Below are 15655 nucleotides of genomic sequence, written 5' to 3' on the forward strand. Positions count from 1 at the left end.
TAGATCTACTTAGTTATTTGCTATTGGTTGGCGTCGCGTGCCATTGAGCGTGTCCAACGCATTTTGACGAAGGCGGAAAAAGGTTGCCCTGGGCAGTATCATCGCCCTTCATGCGCACCCGCCTCCTTGCCGCCGTCGCGGCGGGGACGGTGAGCCTCCTGGGACCGGCCGCCTGCACATCCGCCCCCGCCCCTGCCCCCGTGCCGAGTGCCGCAGCGTCGCCGACACCCAACCCGTACGGCATCGGAGCGATCGACCCTCCCACAGCACTCGAGCCGGTCCTCACGGTCACCGGCGGTAGTACGCCGCTGTCGCTGACCCTCGACACGCTCAACGCCCTTGGCAGCGCCACCGTCACCCTCGACGAACCCTTCGTCAAACGGCGGGAGACCTACAGTGGCGTTCCCCTGGCCGCCGTTCTGAGCAAGGCCGGAATTCCGGACACCGCCACCATCGATACCGTCGGGCTCGACGACTACCACTACATCAGCACCGCCAAGCCGATGATCGAGTCGCGCGCGCTGATCGCCACCGACCGCAACGGCGCACCGATCCCCTACGACCAGGGCGGGCCGATCCGGATCGTCTTCCCCGACGACACCCCGCTGTCGTCGGTCCTCGACGCGTGGAACTGGAGCCTCGCCTCGATCATCGTCAAGGCGCCGGCCGGGCCCGGTTCGTGATCAGCGACCAGTGGCTCAGCCCGCCCAGTCCGCGGCTCACCCTCAACCGCGGTCAACAGGTCGTGGCCGGAGTCCTCGTACTGCTGCTGATGGCGTTGGTGGTGGTCGGAATCCAATCCTCGGCGCAGCAGCGCGCATTGACCGACCCCAGCGCGCGCAGCGAAGCCGTCAGCACCAACACGTTCTTCACCGTGCGCGATTCGCTCACCTATGTCGAACAAGCCCAGCAGTACCTGCTCGGCGTCGTCCCCCGGCGTGATGTACAGGTGGCCCGTGCCCTGCTCGCGCAGCGCCTCGGCGTGATCGCCGCCAACGGAATGAGCGCGGCCGACGCCACCACGCCCGAATACCGTTGGGCGCTAACCGCATTGGACAGTGTGGTCGCGGAGGCGCCATCGGGTGTGCTGCCCCCCGGCGAGCGGGCGCAGTGGACCGACGCCATCCTGCCCAAGGCCGAGGTGCTCTCCGAGGCGACCCACGCACTGGCCGCGGGCAGTCCGACCGGACTGCACCGTGTCGATCGCCTCGCCGAACAGGGGCTGCTCCGTGGCGGGGTCGTCCAGCTGACCATGCTCATCGCCGCGCTGGTGCTCGCCGCGGCCTTGCTGTGGTGGGTCGCGGCCAACGTGGTACGCCAATATCGCACCGCCCGAAAGGCTTTCGACGAGGAGCGGGAAGCGCTGCGCAAGACCGAAGACCGCCTCGACCGGGTCTCCGCACTCGAACGCGGGCAGGCCCGCATCCTCGAGCGGATCGCCACCGCCGATCCGGTGCCGTCGGTGCTGCGCCAGATCGTCCAGCTGGCCGCCGAAGTCTCCGGGGCTCCAGCCGTCCGCATCGCGCTGGGCCCGCGGTCTGTCGTCTACCCGATGGGTGCGGACGTATCGGCGGCGCCCGCCTGGACCGCCGCGGTCAACGACACCGCGGACGCCGCCGGGATGCTCGAGGTGTTCGGGGATCCACAGTCCCTCGACGACCTTGCCCATACCGCCCTGGTGCGCTGCCGCGATCTGGTGACGCTGGCACTCGAGCGCGATGCCTCCGCGCGGCGGCTGTCCTACCAGGCCAGCCATGATGCGCTGACCGGGCTGGCCAACCGCAGCCTGCTGCTGACCCGGCTGTCGCAGAGCCTGCTGCTGGCCCGCCGCCGCGGCACACCGCTGGCACTGCTGTTCTGCGACCTCGACCGCTTCAAGATGGTCAACGACTCCATCGGTCACGCCGGTGGTGACGAGTTGCTCATCGAGGCGGCGCGGCGCTTGTCAGGAACGATCAGGGACACCGACACGGTGGCCCGCCTCGGCGGCGACGAGTTCGTGGTGCTCTGCCCCGAACTGCCCGACCGGGCTCAGGCCATCGCACTGGCCGAGCGAATCCGCGCCACGCTCAGTGCGCCGTACACGATCGATGGCAAGGAGGCGTTCGTCGACGCCAGCATCGGGATCACGTTCGCCGACGAATCGACGGTGTCGGGCGCCGAGCTGATGCGCGAAGCCGACGTGGCCATGTACCGGGCGAAGCTCACCGACGGCAGCCACATCAACGTCTTCGATTCCAGTCTCGAAGCCGAGGTCGCCCAGCGCCTCGACCTCGACTCGGCGCTGCGGCACGCGGTGGAACGCGACCAGTTGCGGTTGCGTGCCCAGCCGATCGTCATGCTCGACAGCGGCATCGTGATCGGCTTCGAGATGCTGTTGCAGTGGCACCGTCCCGGACTGCCGGTGCTGTCTCCCGGTGCGTTCATTCCGCTGGCCGAAGACAACGGCATGATCGTCGAGATCGGCCGATGGGTGCTGCGGGAGACCATCCAGACCCTGGCCCGGTGGCGGGCCGACGGCTTGGCGCTCGACCTGACGATGGCGGTCAACGTGTCACCCCGCCAGGTGCGTGAACCCGGGTTCGCCGAGGAGGTCCTGCATCTGCTCGAAACTGCCGGGCTGCCACCGCAATCGCTGATCATCGAACTCACCGAGCACGCGCTCGTCGACCTGCGGGTGGCCCATCCCACCCTGGCCCGGCTCCGGGACGCCGGGGTGAGCGTGTCCCTCGACGACTTCGGCACCGGCTACTCGTCGCTGACCCAGCTGCGCACCCTGCCGGTCGACCAGATCAAACTCGACCGCTCGTTCGCCGCGGCTCTCGACGAAGGCGACGCCAAACAACGCGCCGTCGTGCAGTCGGTGGTGTCGTTGGCCAGCGCGCTGGCCCTCGACCTCGTCGTGGAAGGTATCGAGACGATGGCCGAACGCGACACCCTCCTGGATCTCGGGGCGCACGTGGGCCAGGGCTTCCTCTACCACCAGCCGCTGCGGTGGGAAGCCGCGCGTGAACTCCTCGAATCCGGTGGGGTTTGTATCGTTCCGGCGGTCGGCGATCACACCGGGCCGGCGTCGTCGGAAGCACCGTCACCGTCGGTGTCGACCAAGGTGACGTCCCAGCTGCCGTCGCCGTCGGTGTCGACGTAGCCGGCGTCGTAGCTGCCGTCTGGAGCGGCGTGCAACGCCCGGTCGGCCAACCCATCGCGGTCGACGTCCACCAGCCGGTCGGTCCGACCGTCACCGTCGAAATCGATTGCGCCACTTGCGGTGTGCTCGATACCGTCGAGGCCGAACCAGCGCAGCGGCCCGCCCGGGCCAGCGGGCGTCAGCGCCCAAGAGCCGGATCCGTCGTCGGTGTACAGGGCTTCGGCCGTGCCGTCGTCGTCGAGATCGAAAGCGGCATGGTCGGCCAGGCCGTCGTCGTCGAAATCGGCCAGTGCATCATCGATGACGCCGTCCCCGTCGATGTCGAGGCGCACCCCGTCGAGCTCTCCGTCGCCGTCGATGTCCACGCTCGCGTGGCCGCTGAACATCGTCGCCGTTCCGTCGCCGGATCCCAGGCAATAATCCATACCCGGCTTAGACGTTCGGGTCGTCCTTCGCGTTCCACCAGGCGAGCAATTCGGCAACGGCCTCGTCGTGGGACAGCGGCCCGCGGTCCAGCCGCAGCTCCTTGAGGAAATTCCAGGCCTGTCCGACTTGTGGACCGGCCGGGATACCGAGCAGCCGCATGATCTCGTTGCCGTCGAGATCCGGGCGAACCCGAGCCAGGTCCTCCTTGGCGGCCAGCTCGGCGATGCGTGTCTCGAGCTGGTCGTAATTGGCCTGCAGCCGGGCCGCCCGCCGCTTGTTGCGTGTTGTGCAATCGGCGCGAACGAGCTTGTGCAGCTTGGGAAGTAGCGGTCCGGCGTCGGCGACGTAGCGCCGCACCGCCGAATCGGTCCACTTGCCGTCGCCGTATCCGTGGAACCGCAGATGCAGATACACCAGCTGCGAGACGTCGTCGACCATCTGCTTGGAGTACTTCAGTGCCCGCATCCGCTTACGGACCATCTTGGCGCCGACCACCTCGTGGTGGTGAAAGCTCACGCCGCCGTCCGCCTCGTGGCGGCGGGTGGCGGGCTTGCCGATGTCGTGCAGCAGCGCCGCCCACCGCAGGACGAGATCCGGCTGCTCCTCCAAGGCCATGGCCTGCCGCAGCACCGTCAGGGAATGCTGGTAGACGTCCTTGTGCTGATGGTGTTCGTCGATCGCCATCTGCATGCCGCCGATCTCGGGCAGCACCACGTCACCCATACCGGTCTGCACCATCAGGTCGAGACCGGCCACCGGGTCGACACCCAGCAGCAGCTTGTCGAGCTCGACGGCCACCCGCTCGACGGTGATCCGCTCCAGTTGCGGGGCCATCTCGACGATCGCGCGGCGCACCCGGTCGGACACGTCGAACTGCAACTGAGAGACGAAACGTGCGGCGCGCAGCATCCGCAGCGGGTCGTCACCGAACGACACCTCGGGCGCGGCCGGGGTATCGAGGACGCGCTGCCGCAACGCGGTGAGACCACCGAGCGGGTCGATGAAGTCGCCGGGGCCGTCGGCGGAGATGCGCACCGCCATCGCGTTGACGGTGAAATCGCGGCGCACCAGATCGTCCTCGAGCCGGTCGCCGTATTTCACCTGTGGGTTGCGCGACACCTGGTCGTAGCTGTCGGCGCGGAAGGTGGTGATCTCGAGGCGGTCGTTGCCCTTGCCGACGCCAATCGTGCCGAAATCGATGCCGGTGTCCCATAGCGCGTCGGCCCAGGACCGCACGATGCGCTGGACGACATCGGGCCGGGCGTCGGTGGTGAAGTCGAGGTCGGCGGTGAGCCTGCCGAGGACGGCGTCGCGCACACTGCCGCCGACGAGGTAGAGCTCGTGTCCCGCGGCAGCGAACAGGCCACCGATTCCGCGCAGCACCTCACCGTGTCGGTTGAGGGCGACGAGCGCCCGGGCGAGCAGCTCGACGTCGTGCGTGGCTTCGGACACGTGGGGTGAGCCTAGTCGTCCCCGGCGGCAGACAAGCGAGCCGCTACCGGCGAGTGTGGCCGGTGGGCCATCCCGTGCCAGCTACTATCGCTTGGGTGTCGGACGGCGAACAGGCCAAACCACGACGGCGCCGGGGCCGGCGCCGCGGCCGTCGCGCGGCTGGTCCGGCAAATCCCGCCGCAGCGGAGACCGCCACCACCGAAACCGCCGGCACTGCAGTCCCTCCCCCGGCCGCCAACAGCGGCAACGGCCAGCCGCGGCCGGGCAAACCCGGGCGGCCCCGATCGTCGCGGCGCGCACCGGCCCGGCTGCGTACCGTGCACGAGACCTCCGCGGGCGGCCTCGTCATCGACGGTATCGATGGCCCGCCCGAATCTCAGGTCGCCGCATTGATCGGCCGGGTCGACCGGCGGGGCCGGATGTTGTGGTCACTGCCCAAGGGACACATCGAACAAGGTGAGACGGCGGAAGAAACCGCCATCCGCGAGGTCGCCGAGGAAACCGGTATCCGCGGTCAGGTTCTGGCCGCGCTCGGCAGCATCGACTACTGGTTCGTCACCGAGGGCCGCCGCGTGCACAAGACCGTGCACCACTACCTCATGCAGTTCTCCGGCGGTGAACTGTGCGACGAAGACGTCGAAGTCACCGAGGTGGCCTGGGTGCCCGTCGGGGAACTCGCGAAGCGGCTGGCCTACGCCGACGAACGCCGCCTCGCCGAGGTCGCCGGGGAGCTGATCCAACTGCTGCAGTCCGACGGTGTCGCCGCACTGCCGCCACTGCCGCGCACGTCACCGCGCCGCCGCCCCCAAACGCATTCGCACACCCGCAACCGTCGTTCCGACGACGCCGGGCCGCGTCAATCCGGCCCGCGGACGAACGGCTGCGGACCGGGAACGTGACCATGCCGAGGCGGGTCGGCATTCTGCCCCGGGTCCTGGTGATCCTCGGTGTGCTTGCCTTGCTCGCGATGCCAACGATCGCGCCCGCTGCCGCGGGCGAACCCGGGTCGACGCCGTTCCTTCAGGTCCGCATCGACAGCGTGTCGCCGGACCTGATCACCACCACCAGTGAGCCGACCGTGACCGTCACCGGCACCGTCACCAACGTCGGTGACCGACCGGTGCGCGACGTCGTCGCGCGCCTCGAACACGCCGGTGCGGTGACCTCCTCGGCGGGACTGCGCACCAATCTCGACGGCGCCAACGACCAGTTCCAGCCCGTCGGCGAATTCAACCAGGTCGCCCCCGAGATGCAGCGCGGCCAAGCCGTCGGGTTCAGCTTCAGTTATCCGATCCGCTCGCGCACCACGCCATCACTGGGCATCGACCGGCCCGGGGTGTACCCGCTGTTGGTGAACATCAACGGCACACCGGACTACGGCGACGCCGCCCGGCTCGACGACGCCCGGTTCCTGCTGCCGGTTCTCGGGGTTCCGCCCGAGGCGGCCGACCCGGCGGCCGACACCGTGGCCGACGTCGTGCCCCCCGACACCACCAAACCGGTCCAGGTGACGATGCTCTGGCCGCTGGCCGACAAGCCGCGGCTGGCGCCCGGGGTCCCCGGCGGCACCACGCCGGTTCGGCTGATGAACGACGACCTGGCGGTGTCACTGGCCCCGGGGGGCCGGCTGGACACCCTGCTGTCGGCGGTCGAGTTCGCCACCAGCCCCGCCGTGGATCCCGGCGGTGACACCGCCCGCGCGCTGTGCCTGGCCGTCGACCCCGACCTGTTGGTGACGGTCAACGCGATGACCGCTGGCTACGTCGTCGCCGACGCACCCGACGGGTTGGGCGCTGCCGCCCACCCTGGCACCGGGCAGGCCGCCGCGGTGGCCTGGCTGGACAAGCTTCGCGGGATGGCCCAGCGGATGTGCGTTGCCGCCACCCCCTACGCGCAGGCCGATCTCGGCGCGCTCGAGCGGGTCGGTGACGCCGGGCTCAAATCCGCGGCGACCGGCACCGCCGGCGACATCGTCGATCAGATCCTGGGCGTGACGTCCCTCCGCGGCGCGACGATCCTGGGTAACGGGCCGTTGACCGCACCCGCGGTGGACCTGCTCAACGCCCAGGGTCCGACGGTGGCGATCGCGGCCGCTGACTGCTCCGCGCAGGACTCCTCGACCGGAGAGCCGATGATCGCCGACGTGACACCGCGCCGGTTGTCACCGCAGGTGGTGATGGCGCCGTTCGATCCGGCCGTGGGCGCCGCGCTGGCCGCCGTCGGCACCGATCCCGACCTGCCCACCTATCTGGATTCGTCGCTCGACGTTCCGGTCGATCACGACTCGACGGTCGCCCGGCGCCAGGATGCCGTCTCGTCGATGCTGTGGCGGGCGCTGCAGCCGGAGGCAGAACCGCGCGACCAGATCCTGCTGCCGCCGTTGAAGTGGAGCCCGCAGCCCAGCGACGCGCAGTCGATGCTCACCGCACTGGCCACCACGATCCGCTCCGGGCTGGCCGTGGCCCGCCCGTTGGATGCGCTGATCGCGCAGTCGACGGCGGTGGCCCCCGCTAGTCCCGGCGCCGAACTGTCCGGTGCCGGCCGCGGCCAGTTCGACGACGATGTCATCACGACGATCGCCGGCCAGGTCGGCCGGCTGTGGGGCCTGACCGCCGCGCTGACCACCGACCCGCGCACCGGCCTGACCGGCCAGCAGTACACGGCCCCGCTGCGTGAGGACATGCTCCGCGCGCTGAGCCAGACCGAGCCGCCCGAGGAGCGCAACGATCTGGCCCGGCATCGCCTCGGGGCGGTCGGCGCCACCATCAACGACCTGTTCGGGGCCGTGACGATCGTCAACCCCGGCGGCTCCTACACGCTGGCCACCGAGCACAGCCCGCTGCCGCTGGCGGTGCGCAACGACCTGGCCGTGCCGATCCGGGTGCGCCTGCAGGTCGACGCTCCACCGGGAATGACGGTGACCGATCTCGGCGAGCAGGAGGTGCCTCCGGGCTACCTCCCGCTGCGGGTTCCCATCGAGGTGCACTTCACGCAGCGGGTCGCCGTCGACGTCACCCTGCGCACCCCCGACGGGCTCCAGCTCGGTGAGCCGGTTCGCCTCTCGGTGCATTCCAACGCCTACGGCAAGGTGTTGTTCGCGATCACCCTGGTCGGTGGCACGGTGCTGGCGCTGCTCGTCGGACGCCGGCTCTACCACCGGTTCCGCGGCCAGCCCGACCCTGCCGACCTCGACCGCCCCCGGCGGGCCCGCGCCGAGGGTCGCGGATGACGCCGCCGCGGCGGCCCGTCGCCGAGCTTTCCGACGCCGCGGTGGTCTCGCGCTCCTGGGGGATGGCATTGGCCACCCTCGTCAGCCGCATCACCGGATTCACCCGGATCGTGCTGCTGGCCGCGATTCTGGGCGCCGCCCTGTCCAGTGCGTTCACGGTGGCCAATCAGCTGCCGAACCTGATTGCGGCCCTGGTGCTGGAGGCGACGTTCACCGCGATCTTCGTCCCGGTACTGGCCCGCGCCGAACGCGACGACGCCGACGGCGGCGAGGCCTTCGTACGGCGACTGGTCACGCTGGCCACCACGCTGCTGCTGGTGGCCACCATCGTGTCGGTGGCCGCGGCGCCGTTGCTCGTGCGGTTGATGCTCGGCCACGACCCGCAAGTGAACCAGCCACTGACCACCGCGTTCGCGTATTTGCTTCTGCCGCAAGTGATCTTCTACGGGCTGTCCTCGGTTTTCATGGCGATCCTGAACAACCGCAACGTGTTCGGGCCGCCGGCCTGGGCTCCGGTGGTCAACAACGTCGTCGCAATCGCCACACTCGGCCTGTATCTCCTTGTGCCGGGCCCGCTCTCGGTCGATCCGGTCGAAATGGGCAACGCCAAGCTACTGGTCCTGGGGATCGGGACGACGCTGGGCGTGGTGGCCCAGGCGGCGGTGCTGCTGGTCGCGATCCGCGCCGAACGGATCAGCCTGCGTCCGCTGTGGGGCATCGACGATCGGCTCAAGCGGTTCGGCACCATGGCCGGCGCCATGGTGCTCTACGTGCTGATCAGCCAGATCGGCCTGGTGGTGGTCAACCAGATCGCCAGTACGGCGGCCGCGTCGGGCCCGGCGATCTACAACTACACCTGGCTGGTGCTGATGCTGCCGTTCGGCATCATCGGCGTCACCGTGCTGACGGTCGTGATGCCGCGACTGAGCCGCAACGCGGCCGCCGACAACGGTCCGGCGGTGCTGGCCGACCTGTCACTGGCCACGCGGCTGACGATGGTGACGCTCATTCCGATCGTGGCGTTCATGACGGTCGGCGGCCCGGCGATGGGTAGCGCGTTGTTCGCCTACGGCAAGTTCGGCGAGGTCGACGCGAACTACCTCGGGATAGCAATCAGCCTCTCGGCGTTCACGCTGATCCCCTACGCGCTGGTGCTGCTGCAGCTGCGGGTGTTCTACGCCCGCGAACAACCGTGGACGCCCATCGTCATCATCATTGCGATCACCGCCGTCAAGATCGCGGCATCGTTGGTGGCACCGCATCTGACCGAAGACAAGGAACTGGTCGCCGGCTACCTGGGCCTGGCCAACGGCATCGGATTCCTGGCCGGAGCGATTCTGGGTTATCTGCTCCTGCACCGGGCACTCAAGCCGCCGCGGGGCACACTGCTCGACCTCGAGGTGAGTCGCACGATCCTGGTCACCACGGCCGCATCGCTGCTCGCCGGGTTGATCGCCTACGTCGTCGACCGACTGCTGGGCCTGCGGGCACTGACCGAGCATGGCGGCGGCGTCGGATCGCTGCTGCGGCTGCTGGTACTCGGCCTGATCATGCTGCCGATCCTCGGCGCAGTGATGCTGGCCGCGCGGGTTCCGGACGCGATCGCCGCCTGGGGCGCGGTCAAACGCCGCATCACCCGGACCCCGCCGGTTGTCGCCACAGCCGTCGCTGCGCTCGACCGGCCGCAGGTCCGGACCCCGGTCACGTACCCTGAGCACAGCAATTCGTATGGAACCGCGGACGCGACGGGGAAAGGACCGGAGGTGGACGACCGACCCTCGGGCATGCCTCCCGCCGATCACACCGGCGACGCGACCACGAAGATCCCTCGCCAGGCAGCCGGCGACTTCCAGCCAGATGTGCCCGCCGAGGTCCAGGTCGGCACGGTCGCACCGGCGGTTCCGCCGGCTGAGGGCGGGACCGAAGCGGCCCTGGAATCCACCGCCGACGATGACGAGAGCCACCTCATTCCCGGCGCCAGCATCGCCGGCGGGCGTTACCGGCTGCTGGTCTCCCACGGCGGCCCGCCCGGGCTGCAGTTCTGGCAGGCGCTGGACACCGCGCTGGACCGGCAGGTCGCACTGACGTTCGTCGATCCCGACCGCACCATGACTGACGAGCAGGTGCAGGAAATCCTTTCCCGCACACTGAAACTCAGCCGTGTCGAGCGGCCGGGCATCGCCAGGGTGCTCGATGTCGCCAACACCGGTTCCGGTGGCTTGGTGGTCTCGGAGTGGATCCGCGGCGGGTCGTTGAAGGAGGTGGCCGACACCTCGCCGTCGGCCATCGGCGGCGCACGGGCTGTCCAATCGCTGGCCGCCGCCGCCGATGCCGCCCACAGCCAGGGCGTGGCGCTGTCCATCGACCACCCGAGCCGGGTGCGAGTCAGCATCGAAGGTGATGTCGCGCTGGCGTTTCCCGCGACGATGCCCAACGCCACCCCCGAGGACGACATCCGCGGGATCGGTGCGGCGTTGTATGCCCTGCTGGTCGATCGCTGGCCGCTGCCGGAGAAGGGCGCGCCCAGCGGGTTGCAGCCGGCCGAAACCGACCCCGCCGGTGTTCCGCTGGAGCCTCGCGCGGTCGACGGCGCGATCCCCTTCCAGATCTCGGCTGCGGCTGCCCGCTCGGTGCAGGCTGGTGGCGGTATCCGCTCGGCCCCAACACTTTTGAATCTGTTGCAACAGGCCACTGCGGTGGCCGATCGCACCGACCTGATCGAGCCCGTCGAACCCGTCGGCCCGCTGCCAACTGCGGCCGAGGCCGCACCCGACGCCGAAGCGGCGGCTCGGCGCAAGCGCAATCTGCTGATCGGCGTGGGGGTCGGCGCCGGCATCCTGGTGATCGCCCTGATCGTGCTGGCTTCCGTGCTCAGCAGCATCTTCGGTGACGTGGGCGGCGGCCTCAAGGGTGATCAGCTCGGCCTGAACCCGTCGACATCGCAGACTCAGGACAGCGCGGCCAGCGGTAGTACCGTCAAACCCGTTAGGGTGACCGTCTTTTCACCGGGCGGCGGTGCCGATAACCCGGACAAGGCGGACCTGGCTGTCAGTGGTGGCCCCGGTACCGGCTGGCCGACGGACACCTACACCGACCCCAATCCGTTCCCCAACTTCAAGAACGGGGTCGGATTGCTGTTGCAGCTGCCGCAGCCGACCACCGTCGGCAGCGTGTCGCTGACCGTGCCCAGCACCGGCACCCAGGTGCAGATCCGCTCAGCGTCGTCCGCCAATCCGACCACCCTCGACGACACCACGGTGCTGGCCCAGGCCACCTCACTGCAGCCGGGCGCCAACACGATTCAGGTCAATGCCAAGGAGCCGACCTCGTATCTGGTCGTGTGGATCTCCACGATGGGCACCACCGACGGCAAGAACAAGACCGAGATCTCTGGGCTGACCGTCAAGGCCGCCTCCTAGGTTCTCAACAGGGTTCGCTCCGGGTGAAGTGCCTGGATACGGCGGTTTCAATACCGTGCGGCCATGCTCAGCTTTCTCGGTCCGACCGTCGTTCGCAGCGACGCCGATCTGCTGGCCGCCCACGTCGCCGGCGACCGCTACGCATTCGAGGAGTTGATCGGCCGCCACGAGCGCCGGCTGTACCGGCTGGCGCGCCGAACCACCCGCAACCCGGAAGACGCCGCCGACGCGATGCAGGACGCCATGCTGGCCGCGCACCGCGGAGCCGCCTCGTTCCGGCACGACGCCGCCGTGGGCAGCTGGCTGCACCGCATCGTCATCAACGCCTGCCTGGACCGGCTGCGCCGCACACAACCGACGACGCCGCTCAGCGACGACACCGCGGTCGCGGATCGGACATCTCAGGTGGACACCGTGCTGGTGGTGCGCCGCGCGTTGATGCGACTGCCCGCCGAGCAGCGGGCGGCGGTGCTGGCGGTCGATATGCACGGTTATTCGGTGGCCGACGCCGCGGCACTGCTCGGTGTAGCCGAGGGCACTGTCAAGAGCCGCTGCGCGCGTGGCCGGGCCCGGCTGGCCGGGCTACTGGCCTGATACTCCCCGGGGGGCACACTGGTCGGGTGGAGCCATCGCATACCGTCGACCCGGCGTCCACCGGCCCGGCCGCCCACTCCCGACACCCAGGCATCCGGCGAGGCCGCCTCATCGCGGCCGCTGTCGGCGCCGCGGCCGTCCTGACGGCCGTCGGCGTCGGGACCGCGGCGCTGCTCGGGTCGTCCGGCCCCACCACCAGCACCCTGACCAGCGCCAGCATGATCACCGTCACGCCCAAGATGCCGATATCCAGCCGCGAGCTCAACGGCCTGATCGCCCGCAGCCCGGACTTCGGTCCACTCGCCGACCCCAAACGCCGGGCCGCATGCCTGAGCGCGCTGGGCTATCCCGGTTCGCTGCAAGTGCTGGGCGCCACGACGCTGCAGGTCGACGGCGTGCCGGCCGTCGTCCTGGTGTTGCCCGGCGACGAACCCGACGTGATCATCGGGGTGACCGTCGCTGCAACATGCAGCTCGGTGAACACCGGTTTGATCGCCGACACGACCGTGCGCCGCCCATAGTGCACGGCCGGGAACAGCGCGGCCTACCCTGTTGTTTGACCTGGTGCCCATAAGGCACCCGACGTGCAGGTGATTTGCCTGCAGCCCGGGACCGGGCAGAAAGGCTGGTATGAGCGCCAACCCAGTTCATGACGTCATCGTCATCGGATCAGGCCCCGCCGGCTACACCGCGGCCATCTACACCGCCCGCGCACAGCTGAATCCCCTGGTCTTCGAAGGCACCTCCTTCGGCGGCGCGTTGATGACCACCACCGAGGTGGAGAACTTTCCCGGCTTCCGTTCGGGCATCACCGGTCCGGAATTGATGGACGAGATGCGCGAGCAGGCCCTGCGCTTCGGTGCCGACCTGCGGATGGAAGACGTCGAGTCGGTCGAGCTGGACGGCCCCGTCAAGAAGGTGGTGACCGGCGACGGCGAGACTTACCTCGCCCGTTCGATCATCCTCGCGATGGGTGCCGCGGCCCGCTACCTCGGTGTTCCCGGCGAGCAGGAGCTGCTGGGCCGCGGTGTCAGCGCCTGTGCGACCTGCGACGGCTTCTTCTTCAAAGACCAGGACATCGCCGTCATCGGCGGTGGCGACTCGGCCATGGAAGAGGCGACGTTCCTTACTCGCTTCGCCCGCAGCGTCACCCTGGTGCACCGCCGCGACGAGTTCCGGGCCTCAAAGATCATGCTCGAGCGCGCCCGCGAGAACGAGAAGATCACCTTCCTGACCAACACCGCCGTCGACGCCGTCGAAGGCGACACCACCGTGTCGGGCCTGCGCGTGCACAACGTGCTCACCGGCGAGGAATCCACCCTGCCAGTGACGGGTGTGTTCGTCGCGATCGGCCACGATCCACGCTCCGAGCTGGTGCGCGGTGCCGTGGACCTCGATCCGGAGGGTTACGTGCTGGTTCGCGACCGCACCACGGCGACGTCGCTGGACGGTGTGTTCGCCGCCGGCGATCTGGTGGACCACACCTACCGGCAGGCCATCACCGCCGCGGGAATGGGCTGTTCGGCCGCGATCGATGCCGAGCGCTGGCTGGCCGATGCCGACGACACTGCAAACACCGAGATGATTGGAGCACATCAATGAGCGACGGCGGCGCGACCGTAACGGTCTCCGACGATTCCTTCAGCCAGGACGTCCTTTCCAGCAATACCCCTGTGCTCGTTGACTTTTGGGCCACCTGGTGCGGCCCGTGCCGCATGGTCGCCCCCGTCCTCGAGGAGATCGCCACCGAAAAGGCCGGCGCACTGACGGTGGCCAAGCTCGACGTCGACGCCAACCCGGCGACCGCCCGCGACTTCCAGGTGGTCTCGATTCCGACGATGATCCTGTTCAAGGACGGTCAGCCGGTGAAGCGGATCGTCGGCGCCAAGGGCAAGGCGGCCCTGCTGCGCGAGATCGCCGACATCGTCTAGCCCCGACCAATTGTCTCGGTCCTCCCCCCGCCTCGCTCCTCGGCGGCATCGTCGAGCCGACCGGACCGAGACGATTCCGTTACAGGCGGCGTCGCCTGCCGTTTTCCGGAATGCGGCAGGCTTCTGAGAGAATGCCTCCTAGCCTGTGTGCAATCGTCAGGGCTTGAGATAGCTAGCTGACAAACGGTGACCGAAGGGCCCTGTATGTCGAGTCTTCGCCACGGTGCCGGGGGCGATGCCTCCTGGAACCGGAGCGGCCGAGATGATGTCTTGCGCCGCGGTGACCGCAGCAGCGCCGTCGTCGAAATCCGCGCTGCGTTGGCTGCCCTGGGCCTGGTGGACAACCCCGACGAGAATTTCACCACCGGAAGGCACGTGGCGGCCGACCTGTTCGACGCCGACCTCGACCACGCGGTACGCGACTTTCAACAGCGTCGCGGGCTGCTCGTCGACGGGATCGTCGGCGAGGCCACCTACCGTGCTCTGAAGGAAGCTTCCTACCGGCTCGGGGCCCGAACCCTGGTTCATCAGTTCGGTGCCCCCATGTACGGCGACGATGTGGCCACGCTGCAGTCCAAGCTGCAGGAACTCGGCTTCTACACCGCGTTGGTGGACGGTTACTTCGGCTTGCAGACGCACAACGCGCTGATGTCCTACCAGCGCGAGTACGGAATGGCCGCCGACGGCATCTGTGGCCCGGAGACGTTGCGCTCCTTGTATTTTCTCGGTTCGCGGGTCACCGGCGGCTCGCTGCACGCCATCCGCGAAGAAGAGTTGGTCCGCCGTTCGGGACCCCGGCTCTCGGGGAAGCGGATCATCATCGATCCGGGCCGCGGCGGCGACGACCACGGGCTGATCACCAACGGCCCCGGCGGACCGATCAGTGAAGCAGACATCCTGTGGGACTTGGCAAGTCGGCTGGAAGGCCGGATGACGGCGATCGGCATGGAGACCTTCCTGTCCCGGCCGGCCAGTCGCAGCCCGCTGGACGCCGAGCGTGCTGCCACCGCCAACACCGTCGGCGCGGATCTGATGATCAGCCTGCGCTGTGAGACCCAGCCCAGTGCATCGGCCAACGGCGTGGCGTCGTTCTACTTCGGCAGCTCGCACGGCTCGGTGTCCACGATAGGCCGCAACCTCGCCGACTTTATTCAGCGAGAAGTGGTGGCGCGCACCGGCTTACGTGATTGCCGCACCCACGGCCGAACCTGGGACCTGTTGCGGCTGACCAGAATGCCCACCGTTCAGGTCGACGTCGGCTATATCACCAACCCACGGGACCGCTCGATGCTCGTGACCAACCAGGCTCGCGACTCCATTGCCGAGGGCATCCTGGCCGCCGTCAAGCGCCTCTATCTGTTGGGCAAGAACGACCGCCCCACAGGCACTTTCACCTTCGCTGAACTGCTGGCCCACGAGCTGTCGGTAGAACAGGCCCGTCCAGCTCTCTAGATCG

12 protein-coding genes are annotated in these 15655 nt (G+C 68.9%); 10 read left to right on the forward strand and 2 right to left on the reverse strand.

From position 1 onward, the window contains the following. Positions 1-110: 110 nt before the first annotated feature. Together HPC46_RS02755 and HPC46_RS02760 are read left to right on the forward strand one after the other, a co-directional pair. Positions 111-683 carry a molybdopterin-dependent oxidoreductase gene (locus tag HPC46_RS02755; protein ID WP_179466675.1) on the forward strand — a complete coding sequence of 191 codons (573 nt, stop codon included), beginning with the start codon at positions 111-113 and terminating at the stop codon, positions 681-683. Continuing rightward, positions 626-3148 (forward strand): putative bifunctional diguanylate cyclase/phosphodiesterase, encoded by a 2523-nt coding sequence (locus HPC46_RS02760; protein WP_179466676.1) that lies wholly within the window; start codon positions 626-628, stop codon positions 3146-3148. The genes HPC46_RS02755 and HPC46_RS02760 overlap by 58 nt, the downstream gene beginning before the upstream one ends. Here the strand turns inward: HPC46_RS02760 and HPC46_RS02765 are convergent. Then, positions 3058-3573: a pullulanase gene (locus HPC46_RS02765; protein ID WP_179466677.1), complete on the reverse strand. Its 516-nt coding sequence runs from the start codon at positions 3571-3573 to the stop codon at positions 3058-3060. The genes HPC46_RS02760 and HPC46_RS02765 overlap by 91 nt on opposite strands. Before the next feature lie 7 nt (positions 3574-3580). Further along, positions 3581-5026 carry a CCA tRNA nucleotidyltransferase gene (locus HPC46_RS02770; RefSeq protein ID WP_179466678.1) on the reverse strand — a complete coding sequence of 482 codons (1446 nt, stop codon included), beginning with the start codon at positions 5024-5026 and terminating at the stop codon, positions 3581-3583. Positions 5027-5121: 95 nt separating this feature from the next. Between HPC46_RS02770 and HPC46_RS02775 the strand changes: the two genes are divergently transcribed. The 8 genes from HPC46_RS02775 to HPC46_RS02810 all read left to right on the forward strand — a co-directional run bounded on the left by HPC46_RS02775 (position 5122) and on the right by HPC46_RS02810 (position 15651). Continuing rightward, on the forward strand, positions 5122-5925 hold the full coding sequence (locus HPC46_RS02775) for an NUDIX hydrolase (RefSeq protein ID WP_179466679.1): 804 nt from the start codon (positions 5122-5124) through the stop codon (positions 5923-5925). A 2-nt stretch (positions 5926-5927) separates the two neighbouring features. After that, complete coding sequence (locus HPC46_RS02780) at positions 5928-8255, forward strand: DUF6049 family protein (protein WP_218893656.1); 2328 nt, start codon at positions 5928-5930, stop codon at positions 8253-8255. After that, complete coding sequence (gene murJ / locus HPC46_RS02785) at positions 8252-11674, forward strand: murein biosynthesis integral membrane protein MurJ (RefSeq protein WP_179466681.1); 3423 nt, start codon at positions 8252-8254, stop codon at positions 11672-11674. The genes HPC46_RS02780 and murJ overlap by 4 nt, the downstream gene beginning before the upstream one ends. 63 nt (positions 11675-11737) lie before the next feature. Beyond that, positions 11738-12268, forward strand: a complete 531-nt coding sequence (gene sigM / locus HPC46_RS02790; RefSeq protein ID WP_179466682.1) for an RNA polymerase sigma factor SigM — start codon at positions 11738-11740, stop codon at positions 12266-12268. Between the two features lie 26 nt (positions 12269-12294). Then, positions 12295-12789 carry an RsmA family anti-sigma factor gene (locus HPC46_RS02795; RefSeq protein ID WP_179466683.1) on the forward strand — a complete coding sequence of 165 codons (495 nt, stop codon included), beginning with the start codon at positions 12295-12297 and terminating at the stop codon, positions 12787-12789. 109 nt (positions 12790-12898) lie between these two features. Beyond that, positions 12899-13870: a thioredoxin-disulfide reductase gene (trxB, locus tag HPC46_RS02800; RefSeq protein WP_179466684.1), complete on the forward strand. Its 972-nt coding sequence runs from the start codon at positions 12899-12901 to the stop codon at positions 13868-13870. Beyond that, positions 13867-14199, forward strand: a complete 333-nt coding sequence (gene trxA / locus HPC46_RS02805; RefSeq protein ID WP_179466685.1) for a thioredoxin — start codon at positions 13867-13869, stop codon at positions 14197-14199. Before trxB ends, trxA begins: the two co-directional genes overlap by 4 nt. A 204-nt stretch (positions 14200-14403) precedes the next feature. Beyond that, complete coding sequence (locus tag HPC46_RS02810; RefSeq protein WP_179466686.1) at positions 14404-15651, forward strand: N-acetylmuramoyl-L-alanine amidase; 1248 nt, start codon at positions 14404-14406, stop codon at positions 15649-15651. Positions 15652-15655 lie beyond the last annotated feature (4 nt).

Origin of the sequence: Mycolicibacterium vinylchloridicum, from assembly GCF_013404075.1 — a bacterium.
Classification (GTDB): Bacteria; Actinomycetota; Actinomycetes; order Mycobacteriales; family Mycobacteriaceae; genus Mycobacterium; species Mycobacterium vinylchloridicum.

What these genes read in the sequence shown, in the direction of transcription:
- HPC46_RS02755 (WP_179466675.1), top strand. Translation starts at nt 111, where the DNA reads ATGCGCACCCGCCTCCTTGCCGCCGTCGCGGCGGGGACGGTGAGCCTC.
- HPC46_RS02765 (WP_179466677.1), bottom strand. Translation starts at nt 3,573, where the DNA reads ATGGATTATTGCCTGGGATCCGGCGACGGAACGGCGACGATGTTCAGC.
- HPC46_RS02780 (WP_218893656.1), top strand. Translation starts at nt 5,928, where the DNA reads ATGCCGAGGCGGGTCGGCATTCTGCCCCGGGTCCTGGTGATCCTCGGT.
- murJ (WP_179466681.1), top strand. Translation starts at nt 8,252, where the DNA reads ATGACGCCGCCGCGGCGGCCCGTCGCCGAGCTTTCCGACGCCGCGGTG.
- sigM (WP_179466682.1), top strand. Translation starts at nt 11,738, where the DNA reads ATGCTCAGCTTTCTCGGTCCGACCGTCGTTCGCAGCGACGCCGATCTG.
- trxB (WP_179466684.1), top strand. Translation starts at nt 12,899, where the DNA reads ATGAGCGCCAACCCAGTTCATGACGTCATCGTCATCGGATCAGGCCCC.
- trxA (WP_179466685.1), top strand. Translation starts at nt 13,867, where the DNA reads ATGAGCGACGGCGGCGCGACCGTAACGGTCTCCGACGATTCCTTCAGC.
- HPC46_RS02810 (WP_179466686.1), top strand. Translation starts at nt 14,404, where the DNA reads ATGTCGAGTCTTCGCCACGGTGCCGGGGGCGATGCCTCCTGGAACCGG.